Consider the following 26818-nt stretch of genomic DNA (forward strand, 5'->3'; position numbering starts at 1 on the left):
ATGATTTCCTCCGTGGGCACTGACGATCTGGCATGCTGTTCGGCACTGCTGGACGCCATGCAGAACCTGCAAGGCATGGCCTTGCATGCCGCACTCGGAGGGATTGCGTCCGGTTTCCTCAAGCGCCCCGGTGGCCGCTATGTGGTCAGCCCGCCGCCGGAGCCGGCCAGTGGGCTGTGCCAGGTGGTGGAGCATGAGGGCGCGCGCTTCGGCCACTTCGTCTTTCCGGCGCTGACCCGCCCCTATACCGAACTGGAACGCACGCGTCTGGCGATGCTGGCGGCTTTCCTTGGCCGCCTGATGCAGCGCCGCGCCGAGACCGACAAGCGCGCCCGTTCGCTGGACCAGATCGAAGCCAAGCTGGAGCAGCAGGCGCAGATCCTCAATCAGATGCACGAGTCGGTCATCACCATGGACCCGGCCGGTTTCATCACCAGCTGGAACCGCGGGGCCGAGCAGCTGTTCGGCTACAGCGCGCTGGAAGCCATCGGCCGCAATGTGTTGTTCCTCTACGAGAGCGAAGAGGAAGAGGATTCGCTGCACGACCTGTTCCTGGAGCAGGGTGGCCGCGAGATGGAAGTACGTCGCCGCAAGAAGTCCGGTGAGGTGTTCTGGGCCAGCCTGTCACTGTCCGTGATGCGTGACCAGCATGGTCATCCGATTGGTCTGATCGGCTATCTGAACGACATCACCGAACGCAAGAACGCCGAAAAGCTGATCCATCATCTGGCCTACTACGATGCCCTGACCGGACTGCCCAACCGCACCTTGCTCACCCGCACCGTGGATCAGGCGCTGACCGAAGCCCGGCATGAGAACATGCACGGTTGCGTGATGTTCATCGACCTGAACCGCTTCAAGCCCATCAACGACACGCTGGGCCACGTGGCCGGCGACATGCTGCTGGTGGAAGTGGCGATCCGCCTGCGCCGCGCCTTGCGCGAGCAGGATGTGGTGGCACGCCTGGGGGCGGATGAATTCGCGGTAGCGCTGTTCGACATCGACAAGGATTACCATCCCGGCTTCGTCGCTCAGAAGCTGCTGGCCGTGTTTGATGATCCGTTCTTCATCGACGGCCATGAGCTGCGCGTGGGGGCCAGCATTGGCGTGAGCATGTATCCGGAAGACGCGACCGATACCGAAACCCTGCTGCGCCTGGCTGACATCGCCATGTACCGGGCCAAGCAGGGTGGCGACAACAACGAAAACGGCTACGTCTATTACAGCGAAGAGATGAATCGCAACACGCTGGACTTGTTGCGCATCGAAACCGGTTTGCTGCACGCCTTCGAATACAACGAATTGCTGCTGTACTACCAGCCCAAGGTGGATATGAACACCTTGGCGATCACCGGTGGCGAGGCCCTGGTGCGCTGGCAGCATCCGGAGCGCGGATTGCTTTTGCCGGGTGAGTTCATCCCGATTGCTGAGGAAACAGGCTTGATCGTGCAGTTGAGCGATTGGGTACTGGATGCCGTGTGCCGCCAGGCGCGCTCGTGGAGGGATGCCGGCCTGGCTCCGATCCGCATCGCCCTGAATGTGACGGCGCGCGAATTCACCCGTTCGCTGCCGGACCGCGTGCGTGCAGCGCTGAACCGCCATTCGCTCAGTGGTGACTGGCTGGAGCTGGAAATCACCGAGAGCATGCTGATGCACAGCACCGATCGGGTCATTTCCATCATGGAAAAGATCTGCAGCCTGGGCATCACGATTTCACTGGATGACTTCGGGACTGGCTACTCCAGCCTCTCGTACCTGAAGCGCTTCCCCATCAATACGCTCAAGATCGACCGGTCCTTCACCATGGGCATTCCGGACGATACCAATGATTGCGCCATCGCCAGCGCCATCATCGGCATCGCCAAGCAATTGCGCCATAAGGTCATCGCTGAAGGGGTGGAAACGCAGAAGCAATTCAACTTCCTGCGCGAAGCCGGGTGCAATGAATTGCAGGGCTATATCTTCTCGCGCCCGATACCGGCGGTGGATTTCCACGCCATGCTGCTGGAGGGGCGCAAGCTCAACTTTGTGCCGGAAACGTCGGCTCCCGCTGAAGACCTTCCTGACCAATAAGGCTGGCAGCCGGTGCGTGGTGTTGCGCGGCCCGGCAACTGGCTGCTTCTCTTCCAGATTCCCCTGTTGTCCTGCGCCGGATGCGGTCCTATGCTGAAGGCCGTGTTGCGAGAGATTTAATCCCTTCGGGCATTCTCTCGAAGTTTTTCGGTCTGATGGGAGAATATTGTCCAGATATCATCAGCAATTTTTCAGGTTTTCGGCGTACTGCCGTGTCAGTGCCTATTCTTCACCTTTCAACCAACGAAGGAGAACGATCATGAAACGACGTATTGCACAGCTGGCCTTGCTGGCCTGCGCATCTGCGGCTTCGGCTGCCATGGCTGCCGAAGCGCCGCTCAAGGTGGCGCTGAACCTGGTCAACGCGCAAGGGGTGGCGTCCCCGGCGGGCGAGGTGACCATCAGCGAGACGCCTTATGGGCTGCTGTTCCAGCCGGCCTTGTCGGGCTTGCCGGCGGGCGTGCATGGTTTCCATGTGCACCAGAATGCCTCCTGCGCGCCGCTGGAGAAGGATGGAAAGATGGAGCCGGCGCTGGCCGCCGGTGGGCATTGGGATCCGCAAAAGACTGGCAAGCATGAAGGTCCCTATGGCGAAGGTCATCTGGGCGACTTGCCGGCCTTGTATGTCACGGCCGATGGCAAGGCAGAGAACCCGGTCCTGGCCCCGCGCCTGAAGACGCTGGCCGAAGTGCGCGGACATGCGCTGATGGTGCATGTGGGCGGGGATAATCACTCGGATCATCCGGCTCCGCTGGGTGGTGGGGGTGTGCGACTGGCGTGCGGGGTGATTCAGTAAGCGCTCGTCCTGACATTCCATCAGGATGTGGATCAGGAAGTGCGTTCCAGCGGGCGCACTTCCTGTTCGATCCGCGCGCCATGGTCACGCTGGGCGATCTTGAGATCGTAGGTCATTTGCAGGTTCAGCCAGGACTGCGCATCGCCACCGAAAAAGCGTGCCAGTCGCAGGGCGGTATCTGGGGAGATGCCGCGCCGCTCGTTGACGATCTCTCCGATGCGCGTGGCCGGGACGTGCAGGGCGATGGCCAAAGCGTTGGCGCTCAGGTTGATCGGTGCGAGGAATTCCTCACGCAGGATCTCGCCAGGATGAATCGGGCGCATGCGATTGCCGGGAGAGCTCATGACGGTCTTTCAGTGGTAATCGATGATTTCAACGTGGGATGCTCCGATGCGTCCGATGCTGTGGCACATGAAGCAAAGCCGGAATTGGCTGTTGATGCGGATGCTGTGCTGGCCGTCCCGGTTGCCGTGAAGTGACTCTAGGCGGTTGCCTGGCGGCGTACGCAGGAATTCCAGCGTAGCAGCTGCATCCAGCATCTGCAGCTTGCGTTCGGCCGCAGCACGGATGTTGGCAAAGCGAGGCACCGACTTTCCGTGAAATAAGGCTTCGGTATCTGCGCATCGGAAGCTGAGTATCATGGTGAGCGTATAACGTTATTCGTTAAGCGTCAATCGATAAACTTCTGGATGGGTCTGAGCTTGATCGCAGCAGGTCCCTTCTGGCGTTATACGGAAAAATCAGCTGCGCGCAGGAAAGTCCCGCGAATGTATCGGTACAACCGGGTGTTTTTCGAGGAAGAGATAAAGCGGAAGGGGAAATGAAAAACGGGTCCATCAGGACCCGTTTTTCATTTGAAGCTTTGGCGGAGACGGAGGGATTCGAACCCTCGATACAGGTTTAAGCCCGTATGCTTCCTTAGCAGGGAAGTGCCTTCGACCACTCGGCCACGTCTCCACACTGAAGGCTGTTGTCGCATTGCTGCGTTGCCTCAGCGAAGACCGAGATAATATCTTCTCATTTGCATCCGGTCAACAGTGGTCTTGCAAAAAATCACTGTTTTTTCACCGGTGCGGTCTTCGCTTTGCGCGGTGCGTGATTTACTTGGCGCTGTCCAGGTCAAAGGCCTTGTGCAGGGCGCGCACGGCCAGTTCCATGTACTTCTCGTCGATCAGCACCGAGATCTTGATTTCCGAGGTGGAGATCATCTGGATGTTCACGCCTTCTTCCGACAGCGTGCGGAACATCTGCGAAGCGATGCCGACGTGGCTGCGCATGCCCACGCCGACCACCGAGACCTTGGAGACCTTGGTGTCGCCATTGATGGCGGCTGCACCGATGTGTGCCTTGACGCTGCTGTTGAGCACTTCCACAGCCTTGGCATATTCGGCGCGCGGCACGGTGAAGGTGAAGTCGGTCTTGCCTTCCACCGACTGGTTCTGGATGATCATGTCCACTTCGATGTTGGCGTCGGCCACCGGGCCCAGGATCTGGTAGGCGATGCCCGGACGGTCGGGTACGCCCAGCACGGTAATCTTGGCTTCGTCGCGGCTGAAGGCGATGCCGGTGATGGTTGCTTGTTCCATGTTCTTGTCTTCCTCAAACGAAATCAGGGTGCCGGAGGCGGCTTCTTCGGCCAGCGGCGTGAGCGGGTCGGTCAGCGACGACAGCACGCGGGTCGGCATCTTGTAGTTGCCGGCGAATTCCACGGAGCGGATCTGCAGGACCTTGGAACCCAGGGACGCCATTTCCAGCATCTCCTCGAAGGTCACGGTCTTCAGGCGCCGGGCATCGCTCACCACGCGCGGGTCGGTGGTGTAGACACCATCCACGTCGGTGTAGATCAGGCATTCCGCCGCCTTGATGGCAGCGGCCACGGCCACGGCCGAGGTGTCCGAGCCGCCACGGCCCAAGGTGGTGATGTTGCCGTCGGCGTCCACGCCCTGGAACCCGGTGATCATGACGATCTTGCCAGCGTTCAGATCCTTGCGGACCTTGGCGTCATCGATGGAGCGGATGCGCGCCTTGGTGAAGGCCGAGTCGGTCTTGATGGGGACTTGCCAGCCGGCGTAGGAGACGGCTTGCTTGCCCAGCGCCTGCAGGGCGATGGCCAGCAGCGCCACCGAGACCTGTTCGCCGGTCGAGGCCAGCATGTCCAGTTCGCGGCCGTCGGGCTGGGCCATGATTTCCTTGGCCATGCCCAGCAGGCGGTTGGTTTCACCAGACATCGCCGAAGGCACGACAACGATCTGATGGCCGGCGTCGTGCCATTTGGCAACGCGCTTTGCGACATTCTGGATGCGCTCGATTGAGCCCATCGAGGTGCCGCCGTATTTGTGAACGTATAAAGCCATAGGGGATAAAAAAAGGTGGCCCGACTTTGACAAGAAAACCCTGAGCCAGGCGGGAAGGAACAAACCCTTGACTTTACATGCGGTGCGCCAAAATCTCAAGGAAAAGCTCGGTTTGACAAGGTTTTCCGGGGATTTTTGCATGTCGCATCGCAGCAAAAAAGCGCATTGAATGCATCAGTCATGCACGATCTGGCCGGCTCATGCGGTGAGAATGCACGTCACTTGCGACCAGGGCGCGATCAGTGAAAAAAGAAGGGGAGCCAAACGAGGTGAAGGAGGGGGGCTGGTGCACCAGCTGTCATGCGCCCGGCAAGACGTGGCGGCATGGCAGGTGGTGCTGCGGTACGGGGACTGCGGTACTGCGGGTAGTGCGTTGCTGCGGTATTGCTTCATCCTGGCACGGTGGTTCGGACGCAGGCGGTCGGCATTCGTTCGCGTTCATTCACGTTCAACGCGGGGTATGCGCCGGTGCGGAACACTGCCGTGGCGGAATCGGTCCATCCGGACATCGGATGCGGATCAGTTCCGATCAAGCGCCGCTATACAGGCTTTGTGCTGCGCTGTTGGCTTGTTGCACTTGGTTGGCGACATCCTGGCGGCTCAGTTGCGAGGGGGCTTGGCGGATGATGGGATATTCATTGCGCGTGGCGATCTCGTGATTGGCTTGAGCGCGTTGCAGTTCGGCCTTGACGTCAGCACGGGTCTGGGTCGAGTGGAACGGGGTTTCCGGCGGATACGGAGCTTCAGCCATGGCGGCACCAGCAGCGGCGAGCAGGGAGGCGGCAACGATGATGTTCTTGATGTTCATGATAATGTCCTCTGTTTGGGTAAGTGGGGGTTGCTCTTCTCCAGGGCCGGCGAGTCGCGGGAGTGATCCATGCTCTCCTTGTGGGAAAGCCCACTCGTGGGCGACCTGGTGAAGCCGGTCAGCGCGATCTTTGTTGCTTTGTTGCGTTGCGCTAACCGATGACTGAAGTGTAAATATTGCGAAGACGAAGAAAAATAGGTTTAATCGGAATTGACTATTTCTCTTTGTGGAACAATCAGGGACTTGAAAAATGGATCGTCTGCAATCAATGCGGGTGTTTGCAAAGGTGGTGGAGCAGGGCAGTTTCGTGCGTGCCGCCGAGTTGCTGGACATTTCCAATGCGGTGGCAACCCGTTTCATCGCCGATCTGGAGGCACACCTGGGTACCCGCCTGCTCAATCGCTCGACCCGCCGCCTCTCGCTTACCGAGGCCGGGCAGGCCTATCTGGAGCGGGTCCACATGATCCTGGCCGAGGTCGATGATGCCGAAGCGCTGGTGTCCATGGAAACCAAACGTCCGGCCGGGACGCTGGCGATTTATTCCAATGCCGGTTTCGGCCAGTCGCAACTGGGCGAGATGCTGGCTGCCTATGCCGGGATCTATCCTGACGTGGGGCTGGACGTCTATCTGTCCGACCGCTCCATCGACCTGGTGGAGGAAGGCATCGATATCGGTTTCTTCAGCAGCATGCAAAAGTTCGATGCCAGCATGATCGTGCGACAGCTGGGTGTAGCCAAGGTGATCCTTTGTGCTTCACCTGCCTACCTGGAGCGCGCCGGAGCGCCCGCACAGCCCGAAGATCTGTCGCGCCACAGCTGCCTGAACTTCTCGCATGAATATTTGCGCCATCACTGGCATGTCAATACTGAGGCCGGCGTGATGGATGTGCCCATCGTCAGCAAGGTGGTCTCCAACAGCGGCGTGCTTTTGCGTGACCTGGCACTGGCTGGCATGGGTATCGTGCTGCGGCCCTCCTACTCGCTGGGCGATGACCTGCGTTGCGGCAAGCTGGTACAGGTGCTGCCCGGCTTTGACATGGGGCAGGTGGTGATTTCGATGGTGTATCCGAGCCGCCGGCTGCTGTCGGCCAAGGTGCGCAGCTTTGCCGATTTCATCAGTGCGCGCTTCCCGCACCCGGAAACCGATCCCTGGCTGACCTGAAGTACGCAACCAGAAGCGACGCGCGTTGAGGGAAACTTCAGCCGATCACATCAGCCAGCTTGTCCAGCAGGCTGCAATCTTCCTGCCAGGTGCGGCGCTCGGCGGAACTGGCGGCTTCACGTTGCAGGTCGGCGTCGCTCTTGTCGACCTGGGCCAGCAGGATGCGCTCGGCCAGGCGGGTGTCCGGTTCCATGGGGCCAAAGAAGGCGACTGTGGCACCGCGCTCGATCAGGAGGGTAGGGAAGTTGTCGATGTCGAGATCGCCGACCAGGTCGGCCTGGTCCTCGATATCGATCCACACGAAGTGATGCTGCGGATAGCGGGCCGCCCAGGCCTGGAAGGCGGCTTCATATTCACGGCAGCTGCCGCACCAGTTCGCGCACAGGCAGGCCACGACCCAGGTGTCGTTGCGAAGCGCCTCGGCGAGCGGGCGGCGGTTGGTTTGGTCTAATTTCTGGTAGGACATGGCGCGCTTATTTTACCCCCTTCGGCGCGAAGGGTTTTGCGCTGCCGCACAAAGGCTCACCTTAGATGCGAACGCACCGAACAATTGCGCGCCGCACGGTAAAATAGCGGGATGTCCACGATTCTTGCCATTGAAACCTCCACCGAGCTGGCCTCGGCGGCCTTGCTCTACCAGGGCGAACTGATTGCGCGCCAGTCTGCTGGTACCCAGACGCACTCTGACGCCATCCTCCCCATGATCCAGCAATTGCTGGCCGATGCCGGCCTGGCGCTGTCGCAATGCGATGCGCTGGCCTTTGGCGTGGGCCCCGGCTCCTTCACCGGCGTGCGCACGGCGTGCGGCGTGGTGCAGGGGCTGGCCTTTGGCTGTGACCGTCCGGTGGTCCCGGTGGTGACTCTGGAAGCGTCAGCCCAAGCCTGCCGTAATGAAAATCCGCAGGCCAGCGATGTGCTGGCCGTCCTCGATGCCCGCATGGGTGAAGTCTATTGGGCGCGCTACCGCGCCCGTACCGATGGCGGTTGGGAGACGCTTGCCGAACCGGCCCTGTCGTCTGCCGCTCAGGTACCTGTCGAAGGTCGCCCCCATGCCTGCGGCAATGGTTTGTCGGTGTATGCCGAGCATTTCAGCGCCAACTTCTGCACGGCCGCCTTCGCCAGTGTGCAGCCGCAGGCGATGCCCCATGCGCGCCAGGTGGCGACGCTGGGACAGGTGCATTTCAGCGCCGGCCTGGCCTTGCCGGCACAGCAGGCGCAGCCGCTCTATCTGCGCAACAAGGTGGCCCTGACCACGGCCGAGCGCGAAGTGCGCGATGCGGCCAAGGGTGTGGCATGAGCGAGCAACTGGCCGTGTCGCTGCCTGTCTCGCATCCGCGTTTCGGGCGGCTGCAGTTTGCGGCCATGGGCGCGAGTGACCTGGATGCGGTGGTCAGGATCGAAGAGGCCGTCTACTCCCATCCCTGGACGCGCGGCAATTTTCAGGATTCGCTCTACAGCGGCTACCAGGCGCAGACCCTCCGGGATGCCCACGGCGAATTGCTGGGCTACTTCCTGGTGATGCTGGCCGTGGATGAAGCCCATCTGCTCAATATCAGCGTGGCCGCCCTGCATCAGCATCAGGGCCTGGGCCGCATGCTGCTGGACCAGGCGACCGGGCTGGCACGCCAGCACCACATGCGGACCATGTTGCTGGAAGTACGTGAGTCCAACGTGCATGCCGCCAAGGTCTATCGCCAGTACGGCTTTACTGAAATCGGGCGGCGCAAGAATTACTATCCCGCCGCCAACCAGACCCGAGAAGGGGCTATCGTCATGAGTCTGCCCTTATGAATGAAGAATTGAAACAAGATCCGGGCTTCGGCTCCTCCCTGGCCCTGCTGGATGCGCTGGGCATTGGCCCGGTCTGGGTGCGGCGTGAGCTGGCGGTGGAAGAGGTGCAGGCCGCGCAGGCGGAAGTGCCTGCTCAGGAAACGGCCGCGGCCGTGCCCGCTGCCCCTGTCGATGCGCCCAAGGTCATCGCGCCTGAACCCGTCGTGGCTCAATCCAAGCCGCCCGTCGCTGCGCCGGTGGTGCAACCGTCCACGCCTGCTGCTCGTCCGGCTCCCGCCGCCCCCGCCCGTCCGCGTGCGCCGGTCGATGAAGACGGCGGCCCGCCTTCCTGGCTGGACGAGATGGACTTCGGTACTGCGCTGGAACCCATGCTGATCCCTGAGGGCGACGACGAGGAAGACGCCCCGGCCGTTGACCCCATGATTGCCCGCATCAAGGCCATGGACTGGCCCCAGCTCAAGCAGCAGGTTGCTGAGTGCCGCCGCTGCGGGCTGTGCGAAGGCCGCAAGAATACCGTCTTCGGCGTAGGCGATGAAAAGGCCAAGTGGCTCTTCATCGGCGAAGGCCCGGGGCGCAACGAGGATCAGCAGGGCGAACCCTTCGTCGGCCCTGCCGGCAAGCTGCTGGACAACATGCTGCTGTCCATGGGCGTCAAGCGCGGTGAGAATGCCTACATCGCCAACATCGTCAAATGCCGTCCCACCGACGACAACGGCCGCGACCGTCCGCCCTCGCCGCAGGAAGTGGCCTCCTGCCTGCCTTATCTGCAGCGCCAGATCGAACTGATCCAGCCGACCGTGCTGGTAGCACTGGGCAAGACGGCAGCCATTTCGCTGCTGGGCATGGATCCGGCCACGCCGGTTTCGCGTCTGCGCGGCACGGTGCATCGCTATCAGGACCTGCCGCTGGTGGTGACCTACCACCCGGCCTATCTGCTGCGCACGCTCACCGACAAGAGCAAGGCCTGGGCCGACCTGTGCCTGGCCATGAGCACTTACGCTGCGCAAGCCCGCTGAAGCGATGCCCGGCATGGACCTGAGCTCGCATCAGGCGCGGTTCCACCAGCGCTGGCCCGATCTGCGGGATCCGCACGTGCGCGCACTGGCCTGGCTGTTGTATGCGCCCGATCTGCTGGCGCCGGAGCCCGTCTGCTGGGAGGGCCGGGTCGCCACGCTGGGCCAGCTGTCACCCGAGGTGGCCGGCTGGCTGCACGACCTGCAATACGATCCGGCCATCAATGCCGCCTTGCACGCCCACCTGGCGCAACAGCCCTCAGGGCGCCTGGGCCGGTATGCCGAAAAGCTGCTCGGTTTCTATCTGCGCCAGCAGGACTGCCTGGTCGCGGCCAATTTGCAGGTCCGCAATCAGGGACCGACGCGAGAAACACTCGGCGAATTCGATTTCCTGATCCGTTCCCCTGAGGCGGAGAGCGACGGCGGTGTCGTGCATTGGGAGTTCGCCACCAAGTTCTATCTCTTGCAGGCGCGGGATCTGGCCGCCACGGCGCAGGCGGATGCCTTCGTCGGTCCCAACCTGGCCGATTCGCTGGGCCGCAAGATGCGCAAGATCATGCAGCAGCAACTGAAGCTTTCCGAACATCCGGCCGCCCAGGCGGTACTGCCGGCTCCTGTGGTAGCGGCGCGCGCCCTGGTCAAGGGATGGCTGTTCTACCCGCTGGATGCGGCGCTGAGCTTGCCGCCCACCATGGGCATTGCTGCCGATCATTGCCGGGGATTCTGGTGTGATGCGGCCTCGCTACCACGTATTGAGGAAGAGACGATGTGCTATGCCGTCCTGCCGCGACTGTCCTGGCTGGCACCGGCGCGCCTTCCAGCCGGGCAGGGCATGACCCTGGCACAGCTGCAGGGCACCTTGGAAGACATGTTCAGTGCCGACGACAGTCCGGTCATGGTGGCGCAATGCCGCCTGCAGCGGGGTGCTGAACCGGAATGGCTGGAAGTGATGCGCGGCTTCGTCGTGCCGCCGCAGTGGGAAGCGCGTGCCGCCGCAACGGTGCAGCACGCCGTCGTGCCGGTCTGAACCGCCGGTCCAGACCTTCAATCCATCTTGAAATCAGTGGTGGGGATGCTTGTCCTCGCCGATCAGCGCCAGCGAGTCATGCTCGCGCTGGTTGGCGGCATGGCGGCGCATGATGAGATACATGATGCCGGCCACGAAGGAGCCGAAGATGATGATGACGGTATTCACATCCAGGTTCATGCGCACCATGAAGGCATACAGCACCAGCATGGTCAGCACCGAGAGGTTCTCGTTGAAGTTCTGGACGGCAATCGAATGGCCTGCGCTCATGAGCACGTGGCCGCGATGCTGCAGCAGGGCGTTCATCGGCACCACGAAGTAGCCCGACAGCGCGCCCACGATCACCAGCAGCGGATAGGCCACCCACACCGAGGTGGTGGTGGTCATCAGCATTACCACGATGCCCATGATGATGCCCAGCGGCATGACGGTCAGTGATTTTTTCAGCGGCACGAAACGGGCGGCGGCTACCGCGCCCAGAGCTACGCCTACGGCGACGATGCCCTGCAGGATGGCGGCCTTGTCCAGCGGCATGTGCAGCGACTTTTCCGCCCATTTCAGAACGATGAACTGCAATGTCGCCCCGGCGCCCCAGAAGAGCGTGGTCACGGCCAGCGAGATCTGGCCCAGCTTGTCCTTCCACAGGGTGGTGAAGCAGCCGGCGAAGTCGACGATGAGGCGGATGGGATTGCGTTCCTGGTGCTCGTAGCGGGCACCGGTATCAGGAATGTAGAAGTTGAAGAGGGCGGCGACGATGTAGATGCAGGAGATGATGCACAGGGCCGCTTCGGTGGGGGTGTCAATGGGCAGGTCGACCATCGGGAAGTCGAAGCTGAGGATCACCGCTGAAATCTTGGGATTGACCAGCGCCCCTCCAAGGACCGTGCCCATGATGATGGAGCCCACCGTCAGTCCCTCGATCCAGCCATTGGCCGCGACCAGTTTTTCCGGCGGCAGCAGTTCGGTAAGGATCCCGTACTTGGCCGGCGAATAGGCCGCCGCACCGAAACCGACCACTGCATAGGCCAGCAGGGGATGCACGGTAAAGAACATGAGGGAACAACCGACGATCTTGATCATGTTGGTGATCAGCATGACCTTGCCCTTGGGGAAGGCGTCGGCGAAGGCGCCCACGAAGGCCGCCAGCAGCACATAGGAAAGCACGAAAAACAGCTTCAGCAGCGGGGTCATCCACGCTGGCGAATGCATTTCGGCAAGTAGGGCGATGGCGGCGATCAGCAGCGCGTTATCGGCGAGCGACGAAAAGAACTGCGCCGCCATGATGGTATAGAAACCGCGATTCATCCCTGTCCAAGATGTATAACAAATGATGTCCGGGTAGCTTTATACCATGAAACCATGCACGCTCCGTCATAAGTCCAACCATAAAGATGTTCGTCCGGTAAAATGCCCGCTTGTTCCCCGCTGGACAAAAACTTCCGGGCGAACCGCGACAGGCAGGCCCATGGCGGCCTTGCTGCCCGCCGTGCGCATTGCCAGCCGAGATCGGCCGTTCGCCTACCCGCGAAGGCCCTCTGTGAGCCATCTGCCCTCGTTACTGCCACTGGATATCATGCCAAGACCGATCGTCGCTTCCATCAGCATTTCCGCACTTCAACACAATCTTGCCGTCGCCCGCGCCCATGCGCCCAACGCCCGCGTCTGGGGCGTGCTCAAGGCCAATGGCTACGGCCACGGGCTGGAACGCGCCATGCGCGGCTTCGCCGATGCCGACGGCCTGGCGCTGGTGGAGCCGGATTATGCAGTCCGCCTGCGCGAGCTGGGCTGGACCAAGCCCATCCTGCTGCTGGAAGGTTTCTTCGATGCCGATGACTTGCCGGTGCTGGCTCGCCACGATATCCAGTTCGCCGTACATTGTGAGGAGCAGATTGCGCTGTTGGAACAATTCGTCACCGAAGCCGCCTTCCATGTGCACCTGAAGATGAACAGCGGCATGAACCGCCTGGGTTTCAAGCCCGAGGCCTTTCACGCCGCTCATGCGCGCGTGAGCAAGATCGCCAGCGTGCGCAGCATCACCATGATGACCCACTTCGCCAATGCCGACGATGCGCTCAACCCGTCCTTGCCGCTCTCCGAGCAGGTACGCCGCTTCCAGGCCGGCACCGAAGGGCTGCCCGGCGCGCGCAGCCTTTGCAATTCCGCTGCCGACCTGATGCATGGCGAACTGGCCCATGACTGGGTACGCCCCGGCATCATGCTGTACGGCGCTACCCCGGGCGGTGGCAGTGCCGCCGACTTCGGCCTGCGCGCGGCGATGACGCTGGAAAGCCAGATCATCGGCGTGCAGGACATCCCCCCGGGCGAAGCCATCGGCTACGGCAGCCGCTTCGTGGCGGACAAGCCGATGCGTATCGGCGTGGTCGCCTGCGGCTATGCCGACGGCTATCCGCGCCATGCACCGACCGGCACGCCCGTGCTGGTCGACGGTATCAAGACCGGCACCGTCGGGCGGGTCTCGATGGACATGCTGTGCGTGGACCTGACCGAACTTCCCGGCGCGAGTGTCGGCAGCCGCGTCGAGCTGTGGGGCCAGCAATTGCCCATCGATGAGGTCGCTTTTGCGGCGGGTACGATCGGATATGAACTGATGTGCGCACTGGCCCCACGGGTGGCGGTGCGTGAGGTGGACTGAACAAAAATAGATGAACTTCCTGGCAGATTTCCGGGAAGCCTCAGCAGGCATACCAAGTTAGAGCAGAGAACAGCAAGGCGACGATGGCGAAGGTCAAGACCAATTACACCTGTACCGAATGCGGCGGGGTCAGCAACAAATGGGCCGGGCAGTGTCCGGCCTGCGGGCAGTGGAATACCTTGGTCGAGACGCTGGTGGACACCGGTGGCGGGAATCGCTATTCGTCGACCCCGCAAAGCCTGGCGCAGACCGCACCGGTACTGAGCCTGGCCGATATCGAAGCGATCGACGTGCCGCGCTTTGGCACTGGGATCGAGGAATTCGACCGCGTGCTGGGCGGTGGCCTGGTGCCGGGCGGAGTGGCGCTGATCGGCGGCGATCCCGGCATCGGCAAGTCGACCTTGCTGCTGCAGGCACTGGCCAATATCTCCCGGCTCAAGAAGGTACTCTATGTGAGCGGCGAAGAGTCCGGTTCGCAGATCGCCTTGCGCGCCAAGCGCCTGGCGGTGGATGCCCGTGAACTGCAATTGCAGGCCGAGATCCAGCTGGAAAAGATCCTCGCCACGCTGGCCGAGCACAAGCCCGAAGTGGCCGTGATCGATTCCATCCAGACCATTTATTCCGATGCGCTGACCTCGGCCCCCGGCTCGGTGGCGCAGGTGCGCGAATGCGCGGCGCAACTGACGCGGGTGGCCAAGACTTCCGGCATCACCATCATCATGGTCGGCCACGTGACCAAGGAAGGTGCGCTGGCCGGTCCGCGCGTGCTGGAACACATCGTCGATACGGTGCTGTACTTCGAGGGCGATACGCATTCCAGCTTCCGCCTGGTGCGCGCCTTCAAGAACCGCTTCGGCGCAGTGAACGAACTGGGCGTGTTTGCCATGACCGAGAAGGGCCTGAAGGGGGTCTCCAATCCTTCTGCGCTGTTCCTTTCGCAGCACGAAAACCAGGTCCCCGGCTCCTGCGTCATGGTGACCCAGGAAGGCACGCGTCCGCTGCTGGTGGAAATCCAGGCCTTGGTGGACAGCTCGCACGTTCCCAACGCGCGCCGCCTGTCGGTCGGTCTGGAGCAGAACCGCCTGGCCATGCTGCTGGCGGTGCTGCACCGCCACGCGGGGGTGGCGGCTTTCGACCAAGATGTCTTCATCAATGCGGTCGGCGGGGTGAAGATTACCGAACCGGCGGCCGACCTGGCGGTGCTGCTGGCGATCAATTCCTCCATGCGCAACAAGCCCTTGCCGCGCGGATTGGTGGTGTTCGGTGAAGTGGGTCTGGCTGGGGAGATCCGCCCAGCGCCGCGCGGCCAGGAGCGGCTGCGCGAGGCCGCCAAGCTGGGCTTCTCGATTGCGGTCATTCCCAAGGCCAATGCACCCAAGCAGGCTATTGAGGGATTGAAGGTGATTCCGGTGGAGCGCATCGACGACGCTCTGCAGAAGGCGCGCGAGATCGACGATTACGCTGCCTGAACCGGATCACTGAATCAGCCGGGCGCGTCGAAAGTGACGATGACCTGGTTCATTTCGCCCTTGATGGGCGGTTCACCTGTGCGGGCCGTTCCGCGCACGCTGTAGTGCAGCTGGAAAGGCTGGCCGGCGTCGCGGCCATTGAAGAATTCGGTACTGCCGGCATTGGCCTGGCTTACGTCCCAGCATACCCCCGCATCCTTCCAGCACAGCCTGGCCTCGAAGCCGGGCGGCTTGCTGGCCAGCGTATAGCGCCAGCTGACCTTGCGGATGATTGCGCCGGCCGGTATCTGTCCCACCACCTTGAATTGCGTGATGTAGTCGGCGTTGCGGGCGCGGATGTCCGGGCCTGGCTCGTCGGAAGCATAAGCCCCTGCCGGACCGCCCTGTGGCGGGGCAATGCTGAGCGGCGAGGGACCGTTTGGAATGACCGGCGAAATGATCACGATGGGACGCTTGCTGCCCTCACTGCCGGCAGCGGGAACGCTCAGGTTGCGATCCGCGTAGGTCTGGGCCATGGCCAGGACGGGCAGGGCGGCTGCCAGCAGGCAGGGCAGGTGCCGCCAGTGGAGGGCCCGCTCAGGCATGGCGGCGATGGCCCTTCAAGGGCAGGGAAATCTGGATCAGCAGGCCGCCGTGGGTTTCTTCATGCCCTTTCAACACCAGCTTGCCATTGTGCTTGAGCACGATGCGGTTGACGATCGCCAGTCCCAGGCCCGAACCATTGGCCTGGCCGCGTGCGGTATCGAGCCGGGTGAAGGGGCGCAGCAGGCGTTCGCACTCGCTCTCGGGCACGCCCGAGCCATGGTCGAATACTTCCACCACCACCTGATGTCCTTCGATGCGGCTGCGCAGATGAATTTCTGCGCAGTCGGTGCCGGGCGTCTTGCCGTAGCGGCGTGCATTTTCGATCAGGTTGCTGAAGACACGCGCCAGCTCGGTGCCATTGCCGGCGACTTCGGTGGCTGGCGTGATCTCGGTAGTGAGCTTCACGTCCGACAGGCGGGCAGACTTGGCGGCCACATCTCCCAGCACGCCGGCCAGGTCGATGCTTTCCAGACTGTTGGCATCGAAGGGCTTCGCGTAGTCCAGGAACTGGCCGATGATGCCGTCCATCTGCGCCAGGTCCGAATGCATGCCGTCGCGCGATTCATCGGACAGGTTGGCCATCTCCACTTCCAGCTGCATGCGCGCCAGCGGCGTGCGCAGGTCGTGCGAGATGCCGGCCAGGATGAGGGCGCGATCCGATTCGATGCGATTGAGGTCGGCCACCATCTGGTTGAAGCTGCGGTTGGCCTCCTCGATCTCGGTCGGGCCGGATTCCGGCAGCGGCTCGGGCTGGCGTCCCTTGGCGATGGCGCGAGCGGCCGCAGTCAGGCGCGCCAGCGGCTGGTTGATGAGGGTGGAGATGAAGACCGCACCGATCAGCGACAGGAACAGCGCAATCGAACCCCAGCCCAGCCATTGCAGGCCGGACGTGCGGTCCAGCCTTCCTCGGTCGAGCATCAGCCAGTACTGGTCATCGTCGATATTGAAACTGATCCAGAAGCCTTCCACTTCATTCACGCTGGAGGCGAAGATGGTGTTCTCATCCAGCGACTGGCGCACGTAGTACTCCAGTTCCGGGACAATGGGCGAATCCTCGGGCGGGACGATGCGGTCGCTCTTTTCCAGCGGGTAGATGCGGATGCCTTCATTGCTGGCCAGGTCGAACAGCAGTTCCCGGCGCATCTCGGGCGCCGAGTGCGTCAGCGCCGCACGGGTGATGGTGACCACCGAGACGATCTGCGCGGCCAGCTGTTCCGCACGCGGTCCGCGTTCGACCATGCGAAAGCTGGCCACCCAGGCCACCATGCTGGCGGTGATCAGGAAGGTCAGGAGGAAGAAGGTGCGCCAGAACAGGCCGTTGCTGAACCATCCGGTTTGAGGGCGGGTTTTCATCGGCAAACGGCCTGCAGGTCAGGGGTGAAGCGGGAGATCAGCGCGGTTTCCCTTCCGGGATGAAGACATAGCCCAGGCCCCACACGGTCTGGATGTACAGCGGATTGGCCGGATCGGGTTCGATCAGCTTGCGCAGGCGCGAGATCTGCACGTCCAAGCTGCGGTCAAAAACTTCATATTCGCGGCCGCGCGCCATTTCCATCAGCTTTTCGCGCGACAGCGGCTGGCGGGCGTTGCGTGCAAATACCTTCAGTACCGAGAATTCGCCGGTGGTCAGGGAGATGGTTTCGCCCTTCTTCTTCAACGTACGTGTACCGAGATCGAGGATGAAATCGCCGAATTCGAAGGTTTCCGGGGTTTCCGAAGGCGCACCCGGCAGTTCGTCCGGGCCCTTGCGGCGCAGCACCGCATTGATGCGCGCCACCAGTTCGCGCGGGTTGAAGGGCTTGGGCAGGTAATCGTCCGCGCCCATTTCCAGACCGATGATGCGGTCCACGTCCTCGCCCTTGGCGGTGAGCATGATGATGGGCGTCTGGTCGCCGGCACCGCGCAGGCGGCGGCAGATGGCCAGGCCATCTTCGCCGGGCAGCATCAGGTCCAGCACCAGCAGGTCGTAGCGTTCGCGGATCCAGAGCTTGTTCATGGCCTGGGCGTTTTCCGCCGTGACCACGTTGAAACCCTGCTCGGTCAGATAGCGGCGCAGCAGGTCGCGCAAGCGGATGTCGTCATCCACCACCAACACTTTGAATTGATTGGCGGATGTTGTCGTATTAGTATTGCCGTTGGTCGTATTCATGTTGCCTATGGTAGCGTCTTGGCGATTTTGAGCAAGTCGGGGCTGTTGATCCATTACAAACTGTTACATACCTTACCTTAATCATCTTATACCATCGCGGCCTGCGGCCTAAACTGGAATCACGTCGGGAAAGCAACGTCGATACCGCTTTCTCTTCCCTGATTCTCTGTCTCCGGAAAAAATCGCATTATGAAGATTGCAGTCGTCAACAAGCTATGTCTGGCAGCGATGCTGGCGCTCGGTGTGGGAGCGGCCGCGCTGGCTGGCCCCCCGCAGGGCGGCCGGCCGATGCCGGGGCAGCCGGGCGACTTCAGGCAGCATGCCGGTGACTTCAACCCGCAAGATCACCGCAACCAGATTGCCAGCGACCAGGACCAGCGCCGCAACGGCAAGCTCAGTGCCGATGAACGCCGCGAATTGCGCCGTCAGATCAATGAAGTCGGCCAGGATATCTACCGCGTCAAGCGTTGAGTTCCGTGCGGGTGAAAGATTCCCGCCCCGGTCAACAAAAAGCTGACGAAAAAGCCCGAGTGCATCGCATTCGGGCTTTTTTCTTTGGGCCGGGCGATCAGTGCTGGTGCGCCTTGCCCAGCCGCTTCTCCAGCCGGTGCTGCAAGGCTTCGAAGCACAGGCTCAGGATCCAGTAAATGGCTGCCGCCGCCAGATACAGCGGGAGCGGGCGGAAGGTCACGGCAATGACTTCCTTGGTCGCCAGCATCAATTCGGTCACCGTGATGACTGATACTAGGGAGGTATCCTTGATCAGGCTGATCAGGGTATTGCTCATCGAGGGCACGGCTATGCGCACTGCCTGCGGCACGATGATGTAGCGCAGCGTCTGGAAATACGTCAGTCCCACGCTGTAAGACGCATTCCACTGACCATGCGTCACCCCCAGGATGGCGCCGCGCAGGCTTTCCGAGAGGTAAGCGCCGGCGTTGAGGCTCAGGGTCAGCACCCCCGCTGTCAGCGGCGAGAATTCGATCCCGATCCCCGGCAAGCCGTAATAGACCACGAAGATCTGCACCAGCAGCGGCGTGCCACGCATCATGCTGACGTACACGGCAGCCGGCCAGTGGATCGGCCGCCAGGGAACGATGCGCGCCACCGCCAGCACGAAGCCCAGCACCAGGCCGCCGACCATCGAGGCCAGCGCGAAGAGCAGGGTGTAGCCCACGCCCTTGGCCAGGGTCGGGGCGGCTTGCTGCAGCAGTTCGAGGATTTCCATAAGCATTCGAATAAAAAAATTATCCCCGCGATGCGGGGATAAGTCGTTCCGCCCGGACGGTGCCGGGCGGCAGGGAGCGCCAGTTCAGGCGCGCCTTATTGTGCTTTCGGCGGCTGGCTCACGTCAATGCCGAACCACTTCTCGGAAGCGGCCTTGAAGCTGCCGTCCGCCTTGATGTCGGCCAGCGCCTTGTTCAGTGCAGCCTTGAACTCCGGATTGCCCTTGCGGAAGGGAATGCCGATCTTGTCGACAGTGCCGATCGGGCTACCAGCCTTCAGCGGCAGCTTGGTCGACTTCAGGATGTAGCCGACCAGCAGGCTGTCGTTCAGGGCAGCATCGATGCGACCAGCGGCCAGGTCAGCGAGGTACTCGGGCGAACCCGGATAGGTGCGCACGTCGATGCCGGCCACGGCCTTGGCCTTCTGTTCGAAGTTGGTGCCCTGACCCAGGCCCAGCTTCTTGCCCTTCAGGTCGTCCAGGCTCTTGAATTCGCGCTTTTCATCCTTGCGCACGATCAGTTGGGCGCTGGAGAGGGTGTACGGATCGGAGAAGTCGAAAGCCTTCTGGCGTTCGTCGGTGATGCCGACCTGGTTGATGATGACGTCGTACTTGCCTGCGCCCAGACCGGCCAGGATGCCGCTCCATTCGGTGGTGGTGAAGACCGGCTTGACGCCGAGCTTGGCCGCCAGCAGTTTGGCCACATCGACCTCAAAACCGGTCAGTTCGCCGGTCTTGGCATCCTTGAAGTTGAACGGGGGGTAGTTGCCTTCCAGCGCCACCTTCAGGGTGCCGCTGCTCTTGACCGATTCCAGCAGGTCCGCCGCCGACACGCTCAGGCTGGACGCCAGCAGGGTTGCGCCGACACCGGCCAGCAGCCATTGCTTGATATTCTTCTTCATATGTTCATGTCCTTATAAAAACTTTCGCCACAAAAGCTGCGGCCAGGGCGCAATGATGCCCTCGTTTTGCCGAACTGCAAGGGCTGGCTTAATACTTTGATGTAGAAAGCTTATGCCCGACGCGGTTCCGCAGCTCAGGCCTGCAATTGCTCCAGCGCCTCCTGCTGTTCCAGCCATTCATTTTCGAGCTGGTCCAGTTCCTTGCTGCAATAGGCCTGGTCGGTGATGAGCGTTTTGAGTTCTTCCTTGTTGGCGGCGTCGTAGATATCCGGACTGGCCAGGCGCGCATCGATCTCGCCCTTGCGCGCATTGAGCTTGGCGATCTGTTCATCGAGGCGTTTGATGCGGGCCTCAATCGGTTTTTTGAGGGCCGACATCTTCTGGCGCTGCTCAGCTTCCAGGCGCTTCTGTTCCTTGCGGTCCACCAGCGAGGCTGGAGCCTCGGCCACCGGCTGGCTGGCCGTGGGCAGCGGCGCGGCAGCCGCCGCATCGTTGCGGGCGGCCAGCTTGGTCTTGAAGAGCCAGTCCTTGTAGTCGTCGAGGTCGCCATCGAAGGGTTGCAGCTTGCCTTCGGCCACGATCAGGAATTGGTCGGTCGTGGCACGCAACAGGTGGCGATCGTGGGAGACCAGCACCAGCGTGCCCTCGAACTGCGCCAGCGCCATGGTGAGCGCTTCGCGGGTTTCCAGATCCAGGTGGTTGGTCGGTTCATCCAGCAGCAGCAGGTTGGGGCGCTGCCAGACAATCAGGGCCAGCGCCAGGCGCGCCTTTTCTCCGCCCGAGAAGGGAGCGATGGAGGAGGTCGCCATGGTGCCGTTGAAGTTGAAGCTGCCCAGGAAGTTGCGCAGTTCCTGCTCGCGCACATCCGGTGCCAGACGGGTCAGGTGCCATAGCGGCGATTCGTCATGGCGCAGCATTTCCACCTGATGCTGGGCGAAGTAGCCGATCACCAGCCCCTTGCCCAGGCGGGCCGTACCGGACAGCGGATCGATCTCGCCGGCCACGGTCTTGATGAGCGTGGACTTGCCCGCACCGTTGACGCCCAGCAGACCAATGCGCTGCCCACTCTGCAGCGAGAAATCGATGCCATGCACGATGATCTTGTCTTCATCGGGCGCGCCATTCTTGCCCTCGATGTGATAACCCGCGTTGACCTTTTCCATCACCAGCAGCGGATTTGGTGCCGACAGCGGCTCGCGGAATTCGAAGGAGAATTCGGCGGCTGCCCGCAGCGGTGCCAGTTCTTCCATCTTGGACAGCGCCTTCATGCGGCTCTGCGCCTGGCGTGCCTTGGTCGCCTTGGCCTTGAAGCGGTCGATGAAGGATTGCAGGTGCGCACGCTGGCGCTGCTGCTTCTCGATCATGCCCGCCATCAGCTCCAGCTGGGCCGAACGCTGGCGCTCGAAGCTGCTGTAGTTGCCGGAATAACGCTTCAGTTTGCGGTCGTCGATATGAACGATCACGTTCACCACGCCATCCAGGAAATCGCGGTCGTGGGAAATGATGAGCAGGGTGCCCGCGTAGCGCTTCAACCAGTCTTCCAGCCAGATGATGGCATCCAGGTCCAGGTGGTTGGTCGGTTCGTCCAGCAGCAGCAGGTCGGACGGGCACATCAGCGCCTGCGCCAGGTTCAGGCGCATGCGCCAGCCGCCGGAGAAGCTGGCCACCGGCCGCGCCATTTGCTCCAGCGAAAAGCCCAGGCCCAGCAGCAATTGCTCGGCGCGCGAGCGCACGGTGTAGGCATCGGCATCGGCCAACGCGGTATGCAGCTCGGCGATATGGTTGCCGTCGTGTTTGTCGTCCGGCTGCGCTTCGGCGCGGGCCAGATCGGCTTCCAGCTGGCGCAGGTGAGCGTCGCCATCGATGGCGTACTCGATGGCGGGACGATCCAGCGCCGGCGTTTCCTGCGCAACATAGGCCATGCGCCAGCGCGCCGGGAAATCGACATTGCCCTGGTCGGCATGCAGCTCGCCACGCAGCATGGCGAACAGGCTGGACTTGCCGGCGCCATTGGCACCGATCAGGCCGATCTTGTCGCCCGGATTGAGCGTCAGGTCGACATTTTCCAGAAGCGGCTTGACGCCGCGCTGGAGGGAAACTTGCTGGAAACGGATCATCGGTGATTCACAATCGTTGGAGCGCTAACGCGGATGCTGACGCTCAGGGTCAGGCCAGTTGCAGTTGTTCGGCCGTGACCAGGAACACCATGTCGTCACCGGCGCTGGTGGTCAGCCAGGTCAGTTCCAGTTCCGGGAAGGCGGCTTCGGCGAAGGCGCGCTCATTGCCGATCTCGACCACCAGCACGCCTTCGGGCGTGAGGCGCTCGGCGGCACCGGCGACGATCTTGCGTACCAGGTCCATGCCATCCTCGCCACCGGCCAGGGCCAGTTGCGGTTCGCGCAGGTATTCCTGGGGCAGCTTGCTCATGGAACCGGAATTCACATAGGGCGGATTGCTGATGATCAAGTCGTACTTGCGCAGCGGCAGTTGCGTGTACAGGTCGGACTCGACCAGGTTGATGCGCTCCTGCAACTGGTATTCGTCCACATTCTTGCGCGCCACGGCCAGCGCGTCGGCAGAGATGTCGACCGCATCGATCTGCGCGTTCGGGAAGGCATCAGCCAGCAGGATCGGCAGGCAACCGGAACCGGTACACAGGTCCAGCGCGTTGACGATGGTTTCCGGATCGTGGATCCAGGGCGAGAAATGCTGCGGAATCAGTTCGGCGATGAAGGAACGCGGCACGATCACGCGTTCATCCACGTAGAAGCGATATGCGCCCAGCCAGGCTTCATTGGTGATGTAGGCCGCCGGGACGCGGTCCTTGCTGCGGCGTTCGATCACGCGCATGACGGACGCGATTTCCTCGGGGAGCAGACGCGCATCCAGGAAGGGATCGAGCTGATCCAGCGGCAATTTGAGCGTATGCAGGATCAGGTAGGCTGCCTCGTCGAGCGCATTGCTGCTGCCGTGGCCGAAGAACAGTTGCTCGGTGTTGAAGCGGGTCACGGCGTAGCGCAGCAGGTCGCGCACGGTGGAGAAATTGTTGGGGGTCATGATGTTCTCGTCAATGCTTGGGCTTACGCCAGCAGGTTTTCCAGCGTCTTGCGGTAGATGTTTTTCAGGGGATCGATATAGCGCACTTCGATGTGCTCATCGATCTTGTGGATGCTGTCATTGGGCGGACCGAACTCGATCACCTGCGGGCAGATCTGGGCGATGAAGCGGCCGTCTGAGGTGCCACCGGTGGTCGACAGTTCGGTGTCCAGTCCGGTCTCGTCCTTGATCGCCTTGGACAGCGCATCCGACAGGTCGCCGCGCGGGGTCAGGAAGGGCAGGCCGCCAACGGTCCACTTCAGGTCGTATTCCAGGCCATGCTTGTCGAGGATGGCATGCACGCGCTGCTGCAAACCTTCCACGGTGCTGGCGGTGGAGAAGCGGAAGTTGAAGTCGATCACCACTTCGCCCGGGATCACGTTGGAAGCTCCGGTGCCGCCGTGGATGTTGGAGATCTGCCAGGAGGTCGGCAGGTAGTACTCATTGCCCGCATCCCACTGCTCGGCCACCAGTTCGGCCAGTGCCGGCGCAGCCTGGTGGATGGGATTGCGCGCCAGTTGCGGATAGGCGATATGGCCCTGGATGCCCTTGACGGTCAGCTTGCCCGACATGGTGCCGCGGCGGCCGTTCTTGATCATGTCGCCCAGGGTCTTGGCCGAGGTCGGCTCGCCGACGATGCAGTAATCCAGCTGCTCGCCACGCGCCTTGAGGGCATTGCAGACCACCACGGTGCCATCGATGGCCGGACCTTCTTCATCGCTGGTGATGAGGAAGCCGATCGAACCCCTGTGCTCCGGATGGGCCGCCGTGAACTCTTCGCAAGCCACCACCATGGCGGCAATCGACGTCTTCATGTCGGACGCGCCGCGACCGTACAGGCGGCCATCGCGCAGGGTCGGCTGGAAGGGATGGGACTGCCACTTCTCCAGCGGGCCGGTGGGCACCACGTCGGTGTGGCCGGCAAAGACCACCAGCGGCTGCGCCGTTCCCTTGCGCGCCCACAGATTGGTGACGTCGCCGGACTGGATGGTTTCGCAGACGAAGCCCAGCGGCGCGAGCAATTCCGCCAGCCGCGCCTGGCAACCTTTGTCTTCGGGGGTGACGGAAGAAAGGGACATCAATTCCTGGGTCAGGGCCAGCGTCTTGCTCATGATCATTTCTCGAAAATGTGTTGATACTGATCGGCCTTGAAGCCGACGTGATACTGCTTGCCATCGAACAGCACGGGGCGTTTCACCACCGACGGGTTTTCCACCATCAGGGCCACCGCAGCGGCGTCATCGGTGATGGCGGCCTTGCGCTCATCCGGCAGTGCGCGCCACGTGGTCCCCTTGCGGTTGACCAGCACGTCGCGCTCCACGTCCTTCAGCCAGGCCTGGGCCTGTTCGGCAGTGAGGCCGGCCTTCTTGAAATCGTGGAAGTCAAAGGCGATGCCTTGCTCGTCCAGCCACACGCGGGCTTTCTTGACGGTGTCGCAGTTGGGAATGCCAAAAAGGGTGATCTTGTCGCTCATGTTCGCTTTCTCAATGGGGCTGGCTATCGGGGGCCAGAACACGACGCCGCGCCGGTGTGCGAGACGACCGGCGCGGCGCGTGGATGCTTCAGGCCTTCAGCAAAGCCGCAGCGCGGAATTACTCGCCGCGCAGCAGTTCGTTGATGGAGGTCTTGGAGCGGGTCTGGGCATCGACCTTCTTGACGATGATCGCGGCGTACAGGCTGTACTTGCCATCCTTGGACGGCAGGTTGCCCGGCACCACCACCGAGCCCGCCGGCACGCGGCCGTAGTGGACTTCGCCGGTTTCGCGGTCGTAGATCTTGGTCGACTGGCCGATGTACACGCCCATGGACAGCACCGAGTTCTCTTCGATGATGACGCCTTCGACCACTTCCGAACGGGCACCGATGAAGCAATTGTCTTCAATGATGACCGGACCGGCCTGCACCGGCTCCAGCACGCCGCCGATGCCGACGCCACCGGAAAGGTGAACGTTCTTGCCAATCTGGGCCGCCGAACCGACGGTGGCCCAGGTGTCGACCATCGTGCCTTCGTCGACGTAAGCGCCGATGTTGACGTAGGAGGGCATCAGCACCACGTTGCGGCCAATGAAGGAGCCATGACGCGCCACCGCCGGCGGCACCACGCGGAAGCCGCCCTTGGCGAAATCTTCAGCGGTGTAATTGGCGAACTTGGTCGGCACCTTGTCGTAGAACTGCGGGTAGCCAGGTCCGGCCGACATTGGCACGTTGTCTTCCAGGCGGAAGGACAGCAGGATGGCCTTTTTCACCCATTGGTTGACTTCCCACTGGCCGACGCCCTGGCGGTTGGCCACGCGCAGGGTGCCATCATTCAGGCCTGCGATCACTTCGGCCACCGCATTGCGGATGTCGGCCGGGGCGCTCTTGGGAGACAGGCTGGCGCGGTCTTCCCACGCCTGATCGATGATGTGCTGAATGGACTGTGTCATGTTGATGTCGATGAACTCTAGGGTGAACGGGAGAGAAACTGGCACCGGGGCGGGTGCTGACAAGCTCAAGCCTGGCCGGCCAGTTTCTTCGTGAAGGCGACGATGCGTTGCGAAGCTTCCAGGCATTCGTCGACTTCGGCCACCAGCGCCATGCGGATGCGGCCCGCGCCCGGATTGACGCCATGCGCTTCGCGTGCCAGGTAGCTGCCCGGCAAGACCGTGACATTATATTCGGCGTACAGACGACGGGCGAATTCGGTGTCGCTGATGTCGACCAGCTTGTCGACCTTGGCCCACAGGTAGAAGGCGGCATCGGGCAGGGCGACGTCCATCACTTCCTGCAGCAGCGGGGTCACCTGGGAGAACTTGGTGACGTACTTGGCGATGTTGTCCTGCACGTGGGTTTCGTCCTGCCAGGCCAGCACGGAGGCGGCCTGGATCACCGGGCTCATGGCCGCGCCGTGGTAGGTGCGGTAGAGCAGGAATTTCTTGAGGATGGCTGCATCGCCGGCCACGAAGCCCGAGCGCATGCCTGGCACGTTGGAGCGCTTGGACAGGCTGGAGAAGGAAACCAGGTTGCGATAGTCACGGCCCAGCAGACGCGCGGCCTGCATGCCGCCCAAGGGCGGATCCTGCTTGAAGTAGATTTCCGAATAGCACTCGTCGGAGGCGATCACGAAACCATAGCGATCCGACAGGGCGAACAGTTCCTTCCAGTCTTCCAGCGTCAGCACGGCGCCGGTCGGGTTGCCCGGCGAGCAGACGAACAGCAGTTGCACGCGTTCCCATACTTCTTGCGGTACCTGGCTGAAATCGGGCGCAAAGTTGCGCGCCGGGTCCGAATTGACGAAATAGGGCTCGGCGCCGGCCAGGTAGGCCGAACCTTCATAGATCTGGTAGAACGGGTTGGGGCACATCACCAGCGCGCCGGGCCTGGTCGGATCGACCACGGTCTGGGTCAGCGAGAACAGGGCCTCGCGCGAACCGATCACCGGCAGGATCTCGGTGGCCGGATCGGGACGCGGGATGTCGTAACGCTTCTGCAGCCAGTCAGCGATCGCACCGCGCAGGGCGTCGCTGCCCAGGGTGGCCGGATACGAGGCCAGGCCAGACAGGTTGTCCGTCAGCGCCTGCTGGATGAAGGCAGGGGTAGGGTGCTTGGGCTCGCCGATGCCCAGGCTGATCGGACGATAAGCCGGGTCGGGCGTGATGCCGGCGAAGAGCTTCTTGAGCTTTTCGAAGGGATAGGGCTGCAGTTTGTCGAGTAGGGGATTCACGTCGCTGGACTG

The 26818-nt window shown here is 62.2% G+C and carries 27 protein-coding genes and 1 tRNA gene; 10 read left to right on the plus strand and 18 right to left on the minus strand.

What is annotated here, in order from left to right:
• Both E2K99_RS11165 and sodC read left to right on the plus strand, forming a co-directional pair.
• Window positions 1-2073 (plus strand): putative bifunctional diguanylate cyclase/phosphodiesterase, encoded by a 2073-nt coding sequence (locus E2K99_RS11165; protein ID WP_134224079.1) that lies wholly within the window; start codon window positions 1-3, stop codon window positions 2071-2073.
• 259 nt (window positions 2074-2332) lie between these two features.
• Window positions 2333-2869 (plus strand): superoxide dismutase family protein, encoded by a 537-nt coding sequence (gene sodC / locus E2K99_RS11170; RefSeq protein WP_034335522.1) that lies wholly within the window; start codon window positions 2333-2335, stop codon window positions 2867-2869.
• A gap of 32 nt (window positions 2870-2901) precedes the next feature.
• On the opposite strand, the gene E2K99_RS11175 is transcribed toward sodC, so the two are convergent.
• The 5 genes from E2K99_RS11175 to E2K99_RS11195 form a co-directional block, all read right to left on the minus strand.
• The gene (locus E2K99_RS11175) at window positions 2902-3213 is read right to left on the minus strand and encodes a HigA family addiction module antitoxin (RefSeq protein WP_134222246.1); all 312 of its coding nucleotides are present in this window, start codon (window positions 3211-3213) and stop codon (window positions 2902-2904) included.
• A gap of 9 nt (window positions 3214-3222) precedes the next feature.
• The gene (locus tag E2K99_RS11180) at window positions 3223-3510 is read right to left on the minus strand and encodes a type II toxin-antitoxin system RelE/ParE family toxin (RefSeq protein WP_134222247.1); all 288 of its coding nucleotides are present in this window, start codon (window positions 3508-3510) and stop codon (window positions 3223-3225) included.
• A gap of 222 nt (window positions 3511-3732) precedes the next feature.
• Window positions 3733-3826 (minus strand) — tRNA-Ser (locus tag E2K99_RS11185).
• 143 nt (window positions 3827-3969) lie between these two features.
• Window positions 3970-5223 carry an aspartate kinase gene (locus E2K99_RS11190; protein ID WP_006462578.1) on the minus strand — a complete coding sequence of 418 codons (1254 nt, stop codon included), beginning with the start codon at window positions 5221-5223 and terminating at the stop codon, window positions 3970-3972.
• A 529-nt stretch (window positions 5224-5752) separates the two neighbouring features.
• The gene (locus E2K99_RS11195; protein ID WP_034329281.1) at window positions 5753-6031 is read right to left on the minus strand and encodes a DUF4148 domain-containing protein; all 279 of its coding nucleotides are present in this window, start codon (window positions 6029-6031) and stop codon (window positions 5753-5755) included.
• Between the two features lie 250 nt (window positions 6032-6281).
• Between E2K99_RS11195 and E2K99_RS11200 the strand changes: the two genes are divergently transcribed.
• Window positions 6282-7193, plus strand: a complete 912-nt coding sequence (locus E2K99_RS11200; RefSeq protein WP_039788330.1) for a LysR family transcriptional regulator — start codon at window positions 6282-6284, stop codon at window positions 7191-7193.
• Window positions 7194-7230: 37 nt separating this feature from the next.
• Here the strand turns inward: E2K99_RS11200 and E2K99_RS11205 are convergent, their stop codons facing one another.
• On the minus strand, window positions 7231-7659 hold the full coding sequence (locus tag E2K99_RS11205) for a thioredoxin family protein (RefSeq protein WP_034329278.1): 429 nt from the start codon (window positions 7657-7659) through the stop codon (window positions 7231-7233).
• Window positions 7660-7770: 111 nt separating this feature from the next.
• On the opposite strand from E2K99_RS11205, the gene tsaB reads away from it, so the two are divergent.
• The 4 genes from tsaB to E2K99_RS11225 are packed head-to-tail and all read left to right on the plus strand — an operon-like array spanning window position 7771 to window position 11024.
• Window positions 7771-8490: a tRNA (adenosine(37)-N6)-threonylcarbamoyltransferase complex dimerization subunit type 1 TsaB gene (gene tsaB, locus E2K99_RS11210; RefSeq protein WP_134222248.1), complete on the plus strand. Its 720-nt coding sequence runs from the start codon at window positions 7771-7773 to the stop codon at window positions 8488-8490.
• Window positions 8487-8984, plus strand: a complete 498-nt coding sequence (gene rimI, locus E2K99_RS11215) for a ribosomal protein S18-alanine N-acetyltransferase (protein WP_039788325.1) — start codon at window positions 8487-8489, stop codon at window positions 8982-8984. The genes tsaB and rimI overlap by 4 nt, the downstream gene beginning before the upstream one ends.
• On the plus strand, window positions 8981-10000 hold the full coding sequence (locus E2K99_RS11220) for a uracil-DNA glycosylase (RefSeq protein ID WP_134222249.1): 1020 nt from the start codon (window positions 8981-8983) through the stop codon (window positions 9998-10000). The genes rimI and E2K99_RS11220 overlap by 4 nt, the downstream gene beginning before the upstream one ends.
• Window positions 10001-10013: 13 nt before the next feature.
• Window positions 10014-11024: a DUF1853 family protein gene (locus tag E2K99_RS11225; RefSeq protein ID WP_134222250.1), complete on the plus strand. Its 1011-nt coding sequence runs from the start codon at window positions 10014-10016 to the stop codon at window positions 11022-11024.
• 33 nt (window positions 11025-11057) lie between these two features.
• On the opposite strand, the gene lplT is transcribed toward E2K99_RS11225, so the two are convergent.
• Window positions 11058-12329 carry a lysophospholipid transporter LplT gene (lplT, locus tag E2K99_RS11230; protein WP_121039922.1) on the minus strand — a complete coding sequence of 424 codons (1272 nt, stop codon included), beginning with the start codon at window positions 12327-12329 and terminating at the stop codon, window positions 11058-11060.
• 268 nt (window positions 12330-12597) lie between these two features.
• On the opposite strand from lplT, the gene alr reads away from it, so the two are divergent.
• Together alr and radA are read left to right on the plus strand one after the other, a co-directional pair.
• Window positions 12598-13677, plus strand: coding sequence for an alanine racemase (gene alr / locus E2K99_RS11235; RefSeq protein ID WP_134222251.1), 1080 nt, complete (start codon window positions 12598-12600; stop codon window positions 13675-13677).
• Between the two features lie 83 nt (window positions 13678-13760).
• Complete coding sequence (gene radA / locus E2K99_RS11240) at window positions 13761-15146, plus strand: DNA repair protein RadA (protein ID WP_134222252.1); 1386 nt, start codon at window positions 13761-13763, stop codon at window positions 15144-15146.
• Between the two features lie 14 nt (window positions 15147-15160).
• Here radA and E2K99_RS11245 read toward each other — a convergent pair whose 3' ends face one another.
• The 3 genes from E2K99_RS11245 to ompR are packed head-to-tail and all read right to left on the minus strand — an operon-like array spanning window position 15161 to window position 17880.
• Complete coding sequence (locus E2K99_RS11245; protein ID WP_134222253.1) at window positions 15161-15730, minus strand: flagellar protein FlhE; 570 nt, start codon at window positions 15728-15730, stop codon at window positions 15161-15163.
• Complete coding sequence (locus tag E2K99_RS11250) at window positions 15723-17084, minus strand: sensor histidine kinase (protein ID WP_205703774.1); 1362 nt, start codon at window positions 17082-17084, stop codon at window positions 15723-15725. The genes E2K99_RS11245 and E2K99_RS11250 overlap by 8 nt, the downstream gene beginning before the upstream one ends.
• Before the next feature lie 37 nt (window positions 17085-17121).
• Window positions 17122-17880: an osmolarity response regulator transcription factor OmpR gene (gene ompR, locus E2K99_RS11255; protein ID WP_134222255.1), complete on the minus strand. Its 759-nt coding sequence runs from the start codon at window positions 17878-17880 to the stop codon at window positions 17122-17124.
• Between the two features lie 189 nt (window positions 17881-18069).
• On the opposite strand from ompR, the gene E2K99_RS11260 reads away from it, so the two are divergent.
• Window positions 18070-18351, plus strand: a complete 282-nt coding sequence (locus tag E2K99_RS11260; RefSeq protein WP_039788314.1) for a hypothetical protein — start codon at window positions 18070-18072, stop codon at window positions 18349-18351.
• Between the two features lie 97 nt (window positions 18352-18448).
• Here the strand turns inward: E2K99_RS11260 and E2K99_RS11265 are convergent, their stop codons facing one another.
• The 8 genes from E2K99_RS11265 to dapC all read right to left on the minus strand — a co-directional run bounded on the left by E2K99_RS11265 (window position 18449) and on the right by dapC (window position 26806).
• Complete coding sequence (locus E2K99_RS11265) at window positions 18449-19108, minus strand: amino acid ABC transporter permease (protein ID WP_199900340.1); 660 nt, start codon at window positions 19106-19108, stop codon at window positions 18449-18451.
• A 95-nt stretch (window positions 19109-19203) separates the two neighbouring features.
• On the minus strand, window positions 19204-20007 hold the full coding sequence (locus E2K99_RS11270; RefSeq protein ID WP_134222256.1) for a cystine ABC transporter substrate-binding protein: 804 nt from the start codon (window positions 20005-20007) through the stop codon (window positions 19204-19206).
• 134 nt (window positions 20008-20141) lie between these two features.
• Window positions 20142-22124, minus strand: coding sequence for an ATP-binding cassette domain-containing protein (locus E2K99_RS11275; protein WP_134222257.1), 1983 nt, complete (start codon window positions 22122-22124; stop codon window positions 20142-20144).
• A gap of 49 nt (window positions 22125-22173) precedes the next feature.
• Window positions 22174-23064 carry a 50S ribosomal protein L3 N(5)-glutamine methyltransferase gene (gene prmB / locus E2K99_RS11280; RefSeq protein WP_134222258.1) on the minus strand — a complete coding sequence of 297 codons (891 nt, stop codon included), beginning with the start codon at window positions 23062-23064 and terminating at the stop codon, window positions 22174-22176.
• 23 nt (window positions 23065-23087) lie between these two features.
• Window positions 23088-24215 (minus strand): succinyl-diaminopimelate desuccinylase, encoded by a 1128-nt coding sequence (gene dapE, locus E2K99_RS11285; RefSeq protein WP_039789664.1) that lies wholly within the window; start codon window positions 24213-24215, stop codon window positions 23088-23090.
• A gap of 2 nt (window positions 24216-24217) precedes the next feature.
• The gene (locus E2K99_RS11290; protein WP_044531779.1) at window positions 24218-24577 is read right to left on the minus strand and encodes an ArsC family reductase; all 360 of its coding nucleotides are present in this window, start codon (window positions 24575-24577) and stop codon (window positions 24218-24220) included.
• Window positions 24578-24695: 118 nt separating this feature from the next.
• A complete protein-coding gene (gene dapD / locus E2K99_RS11295; protein ID WP_039788307.1) occupies window positions 24696-25529 on the minus strand; it encodes a 2,3,4,5-tetrahydropyridine-2,6-dicarboxylate N-succinyltransferase in 834 nt (277 codons plus the stop codon).
• Between the two features lie 65 nt (window positions 25530-25594).
• Window positions 25595-26806, minus strand: a complete 1212-nt coding sequence (gene dapC, locus E2K99_RS11300; RefSeq protein ID WP_134222259.1) for a succinyldiaminopimelate transaminase — start codon at window positions 26804-26806, stop codon at window positions 25595-25597.
• Between the last annotated feature and the right edge of the window lie 12 nt (window positions 26807-26818).

Source organism: Herbaspirillum huttiense (genome assembly GCF_004367745.1).
Classification (GTDB): domain Bacteria; phylum Pseudomonadota; class Gammaproteobacteria; order Burkholderiales; family Burkholderiaceae_D; genus Herbaspirillum; species Herbaspirillum huttiense.

Bases quoted from the DNA above. Each gene is read 5' to 3' on its own strand.
- E2K99_RS11265 (WP_199900340.1), bottom strand. From the start codon at position 19,108: ATGGAAATCCTCGAACTGCTGCAGCAAGCCGCCCCGACCCTGGCCAAG.
- lplT (WP_121039922.1), bottom strand. From the start codon at position 12,329: ATGAATCGCGGTTTCTATACCATCATGGCGGCGCAGTTCTTTTCGTCG.
- ompR (WP_134222255.1), bottom strand. From the start codon at position 17,880: ATGAATACGACCAACGGCAATACTAATACGACAACATCCGCCAATCAA.
- E2K99_RS11195 (WP_034329281.1), bottom strand. From the start codon at position 6,031: ATGAACATCAAGAACATCATCGTTGCCGCCTCCCTGCTCGCCGCTGCT.
- E2K99_RS11165 (WP_134224079.1), top strand. From the start codon at position 1: ATGATTTCCTCCGTGGGCACTGACGATCTGGCATGCTGTTCGGCACTG.
- E2K99_RS11245 (WP_134222253.1), bottom strand. From the start codon at position 15,730: ATGCCTGAGCGGGCCCTCCACTGGCGGCACCTGCCCTGCCTGCTGGCA.
- tsaB (WP_134222248.1), top strand. From the start codon at position 7,771: ATGTCCACGATTCTTGCCATTGAAACCTCCACCGAGCTGGCCTCGGCG.
- prmB (WP_134222258.1), bottom strand. From the start codon at position 23,064: ATGACCCCCAACAATTTCTCCACCGTGCGCGACCTGCTGCGCTACGCC.
- E2K99_RS11220 (WP_134222249.1), top strand. From the start codon at position 8,981: ATGAATGAAGAATTGAAACAAGATCCGGGCTTCGGCTCCTCCCTGGCC.
- E2K99_RS11205 (WP_034329278.1), bottom strand. From the start codon at position 7,659: ATGTCCTACCAGAAATTAGACCAAACCAACCGCCGCCCGCTCGCCGAG.
- E2K99_RS11175 (WP_134222246.1), bottom strand. From the start codon at position 3,213: ATGAGCTCTCCCGGCAATCGCATGCGCCCGATTCATCCTGGCGAGATC.
- E2K99_RS11225 (WP_134222250.1), top strand. From the start codon at position 10,014: ATGGACCTGAGCTCGCATCAGGCGCGGTTCCACCAGCGCTGGCCCGAT.
- E2K99_RS11270 (WP_134222256.1), bottom strand. From the start codon at position 20,007: ATGAAGAAGAATATCAAGCAATGGCTGCTGGCCGGTGTCGGCGCAACC.
- E2K99_RS11275 (WP_134222257.1), bottom strand. From the start codon at position 22,124: ATGATCCGTTTCCAGCAAGTTTCCCTCCAGCGCGGCGTCAAGCCGCTT.
- E2K99_RS11190 (WP_006462578.1), bottom strand. From the start codon at position 5,223: ATGGCTTTATACGTTCACAAATACGGCGGCACCTCGATGGGCTCAATC.
- E2K99_RS11180 (WP_134222247.1), bottom strand. From the start codon at position 3,510: ATGATACTCAGCTTCCGATGCGCAGATACCGAAGCCTTATTTCACGGA.
- dapD (WP_039788307.1), bottom strand. From the start codon at position 25,529: ATGACACAGTCCATTCAGCACATCATCGATCAGGCGTGGGAAGACCGC.
- E2K99_RS11200 (WP_039788330.1), top strand. From the start codon at position 6,282: ATGGATCGTCTGCAATCAATGCGGGTGTTTGCAAAGGTGGTGGAGCAG.
- E2K99_RS11260 (WP_039788314.1), top strand. From the start codon at position 18,070: ATGAAGATTGCAGTCGTCAACAAGCTATGTCTGGCAGCGATGCTGGCG.
- E2K99_RS11290 (WP_044531779.1), bottom strand. From the start codon at position 24,577: ATGAGCGACAAGATCACCCTTTTTGGCATTCCCAACTGCGACACCGTC.
- alr (WP_134222251.1), top strand. From the start codon at position 12,598: ATGCCAAGACCGATCGTCGCTTCCATCAGCATTTCCGCACTTCAACAC.
- rimI (WP_039788325.1), top strand. From the start codon at position 8,487: ATGAGCGAGCAACTGGCCGTGTCGCTGCCTGTCTCGCATCCGCGTTTC.
- sodC (WP_034335522.1), top strand. From the start codon at position 2,333: ATGAAACGACGTATTGCACAGCTGGCCTTGCTGGCCTGCGCATCTGCG.
- dapE (WP_039789664.1), bottom strand. From the start codon at position 24,215: ATGAGCAAGACGCTGGCCCTGACCCAGGAATTGATGTCCCTTTCTTCC.
- E2K99_RS11250 (WP_205703774.1), bottom strand. From the start codon at position 17,084: ATGAAAACCCGCCCTCAAACCGGATGGTTCAGCAACGGCCTGTTCTGG.
- radA (WP_134222252.1), top strand. From the start codon at position 13,761: ATGGCGAAGGTCAAGACCAATTACACCTGTACCGAATGCGGCGGGGTC.